A 3,482-nucleotide genomic window follows, 5' to 3' on the forward strand; every position below is an offset into this window, starting at 1 on the left:
GTTAAAACGACTGTTACCCATGCTAAGAACAGGACAAACTTGGTCACTCCATTAATCTGATGTAAAGCCGAATTAGTATTAACATAGTTAATCCCAAAATCAATTTTTTTAGTTTTATTGACGCTACTTTTGTTGCTATTAAAAGTATTTTTATTCGTGTTTTTATTCATATGACTTTCACGGTTTGTATTGCTCTTCATTATGAAGGCGCTACTTCAGATTTGATAAACTGCTGCATAAAACCATCTGTATTTTCGATACCAATCGCGTTGGCTAGCGTATACAAGCTGGTTACTTTTAAATTCGCACGGTTAAGCAGAGTCGGGTCGCTGAACACTGTTGATACTGGCGAATTAGCGATTAATTTACTTTCTGCTATCACCACTGAGCGGGTGGTGTACTCTAAAACTAAATGCATATCATGAGAAATAATAAGCACAGTGATGCCCAGCGTTTTATTTAGAGTGTTAATAAATGACAACATTGAGGTGTAGTTACGGTGATCTTGCCCAGCTGTCGGTTCGTCTAAAATAAGTAATTCAGGCTCTAAGGCTAAGATAGAAGCAATGGTTACTCGTTTTTTTTGACCATAGCTAAGTGCCTCAATTGGCCAGTGACGGTATTTTATTAAACCGCATAAACCGAGTACGTGCAGTACTTTCTCTTTCACAAATGCTTCGTCGTGGCCGCGGTTACGTAGACCAAACGCCACTTCATCAAAAATCATGTGATTGGAGATCATATGATTAGGATTTTGCATCACCACACCAATTTTTTGCGCACGCTCAAAGATAGATAAGTTGGCTATGTCTTTACCATTAAGCTTAATTTGACCAACATCAGGAGCGATAACCCCCATGATCAGCTTAGTAATGGTTGATTTACCTGAGCCATTCTTACCTAAGATAGAAACGAATTCACCACGATTAATACTAAACGAAATATCCTCAAGCGCGTTCTTCTCGCCAGTATAAGAATAAGTTAAGTCACTAATCTCAAGTAATGTTTCTGTTGTTTTAGGCGGAATGATGGGCGCTTGGGCATTAAACCAATCTGTTAATGGTGCTTTATATTTTTGTAGGTCCATTTTTTCAATAAAAGCAGGTTTATCTGCAATTGATAAAGGGCATTTTGCTGCTTTTAACGCCGATATATACAAGGGTTCACGGATGCCATGAATTTGTAATAGCGGAGAAACAATTAATTCATCAGGAGACATATCGGCAATGATCTGACCTCGCTCCATTAAGATCACTCGGTCGACATGGCGGTGTAATACATCTTCGAGACGATGCTCAATGATAATGACGGTTTTACCTGTCTCTTGATGCAGCTGGTCGATGATCTCAATGGTTGCTTTACCCGTTTTCGGATCTAGGCTGGCCAGTGGTTCGTCAAACAACAAGATGTCAGTATCGTCAACCAGAATACCTGCTAATGATACACGCTGTTTTTGACCCCCTGATAATGCATATGGCGAATGCTCAAGCAAGTCATCAAGATCAACCATCGCCGCTGTTTTTTGCACGATAGGTAGCATTTCAGCTTGAGATATCATGTCATTCTCAAGCGCAAAGGCAATATCTTCACCAATGCTTAAACCAACAAATTGGCTATCGGTATCTTGTAATACGGTACCAACAGACTCGCTGTAATCTTGCATGCTTAACCCTGATATCGAAACATCATTGATGGTTAAGCTGCCAGACATCGTCCCTTTAATCGCATGGGGGATAAGTCCGTTTAAGCATTGCCCAAGGGTTGATTTACCGCTGCCACTTGGACCAATAATGACAATTTTCTCTCCTTTCTCTATCCTTAGATTAATGCCTGTTAGGGTCGCTTTTTCTTGCGAAGCATATTTAAAAGAGAAGTCAGAAAATTCGATGGTCATTGTTGATTAACCCTCGGTCAAATTGCGGCTTTGTTTCTTACGTTTGGCAAACGCAGTCAGTAGAATGTAACCAACAACCGCGATTAATACCGTATTACCTGCTGCAATAATGGTTAATTGCGTCATCACTTTGGTAAACGGTTCGGCATAAAGGAGGCTATCGAGTAGGGCTGATACACCATAACCTACGGTGTTACCGATTAATGCAAGCACCACAAAGAGTGCCATATCTTTCATCGAAAATTGTCCTTTTTCTAAACGACCTTGTGTCAGTTTAGGAAATAGACCAATGATAAGACCAACAATACCTGAGCCTAATACCCACGTTAACCAAACACCCCAGCCAGAGAATAAATCGGTCACCCAATGACCAATAAAGCCTACTAAGAAACCAACTAATGGACCAAATAATACCGAGAAGAGTGCAAGCACTGCCATCGCTGGTTTTAGTGTGGTGTTTGCAAATACTGGTATACCAAACATAGGTAGTCCGCCGATGCCATATAACGCAGCACCAATTGCAATCACAACAACGGTTTTAGCTGAAAGATTCATAATAAGCCTTGGGTGTAAATTAACGCGAAAAATCAAAGGTGCAAATTGTACAGGAATACAGGCTATTAAGGAAATAAACTTGAGGTGGTTTTCTTTTAACCAGTATTTCAATTGTTACCTTTGTTGCTACCTAGCTGGTAGGGGCTGTGTTTCTCATCATTATCTAGGTTATATCGAAATTATTTAGGCTAAATGTGGATATTTATGTTTGTTGCTGAGATGGTATTAGCGGTTTTAATTTGTCTATCTTATTTGATAACTTATTATTAATCAGTGATTTCTGACGGATTAACTATGACCAACTCAGCAATGTTGCTATAATGTTGACTTTTATTTAACTAAAAAGTGGTAAGGGTTAATGCGGCTAAAAAAATACAAAATTGTACTTTTCATCATGGTTATAACGTCATTATTGGGTTGTGCGCCAACTGAAGAAGAAAAAAAACAGGCTGAAGAAATAGAAAAGAATAAGCCGAGTATTTCTATTCAACCTGTTTCTGCATTAACTGAACCTGATGAAGGGCTCGCGTCGTATTCTGCAACAATTAGTATGTCTAAAACGATTGAAGATAATGTGACTGTTCATTATAGCCTTAATCCTAAAACCGCTACCGCAGGAGATGATTTCCAAGCGCAAAGCGGCGTATTGACTATTCCTTCTGGTTCAAATAGCGCAACGATTGAATTGGTAATCCTTGCTGATGATATAGATGAACAAGATGAAGAGTTTACAATCACATTAAGTTCACCAACGAATGCAAAGCTTGGTGTTGCTACTGAAATCGTAGTTATTAAAGATTCAGCAAACGATTTAGCAAAAGTATCTTTCGTAACTGGTAATGCCACCGTTCCTGAAAGATCAGCTGAATATAAAATTAAGTTGAGATTAAGTAATCCTTCTGAGAAAGAAATTAATACGGAAAGTTTAACCATTTATTGGGAGACAAACATCGCCTCAAATACGGTGGTGCAATATGGCCTGACACCGGCTTTGGAAATTGATACTATGGTGAATGCCTCTATGACGACTCAA

Annotated in this window: 3 protein-coding genes and 1 pseudogene; 1 reads left to right on the forward strand and 3 read right to left on the reverse strand. The window is 39.0% G+C overall.

The window, feature by feature from the left end:
• The 3 genes and pseudogenes from QNK26_RS12445 to QNK26_RS12455 all read right to left on the reverse strand — a co-directional run.
• Nucleotides 1-200: pseudogene (locus tag QNK26_RS12445) on the reverse strand (energy-coupling factor transporter transmembrane protein EcfT); the annotation flags it as partial.
• A complete protein-coding gene (locus QNK26_RS12450; RefSeq protein ID WP_319223362.1) occupies nucleotides 200-1,894 on the reverse strand; it encodes an ABC transporter ATP-binding protein in 1,695 nt (564 codons plus the stop codon). The gene QNK26_RS12450 and the pseudogene QNK26_RS12445, both read right to left, overlap by 1 nt.
• A 6-nt stretch (nucleotides 1,895-1,900) precedes the next feature.
• Nucleotides 1,901-2,449: an ECF-type riboflavin transporter substrate-binding protein gene (locus QNK26_RS12455; protein ID WP_319223364.1), complete on the reverse strand. Its 549-nt coding sequence runs from the start codon at nucleotides 2,447-2,449 to the stop codon at nucleotides 1,901-1,903.
• A gap of 358 nt (nucleotides 2,450-2,807) precedes the next feature.
• On the opposite strand from QNK26_RS12455, the gene QNK26_RS12460 reads away from it, so the two are divergent.
• Nucleotides 2,808-3,482, forward strand: a 675-nt coding sequence (locus QNK26_RS12460; protein ID WP_319223367.1) for a Calx-beta domain-containing protein, incomplete at its 3' end; no start/stop codon positions are given.

It is taken from the genome of Moritella sp., assembly GCF_033791185.1.
Classification (GTDB): Bacteria; Pseudomonadota; Gammaproteobacteria; order Enterobacterales; family Moritellaceae; genus Moritella.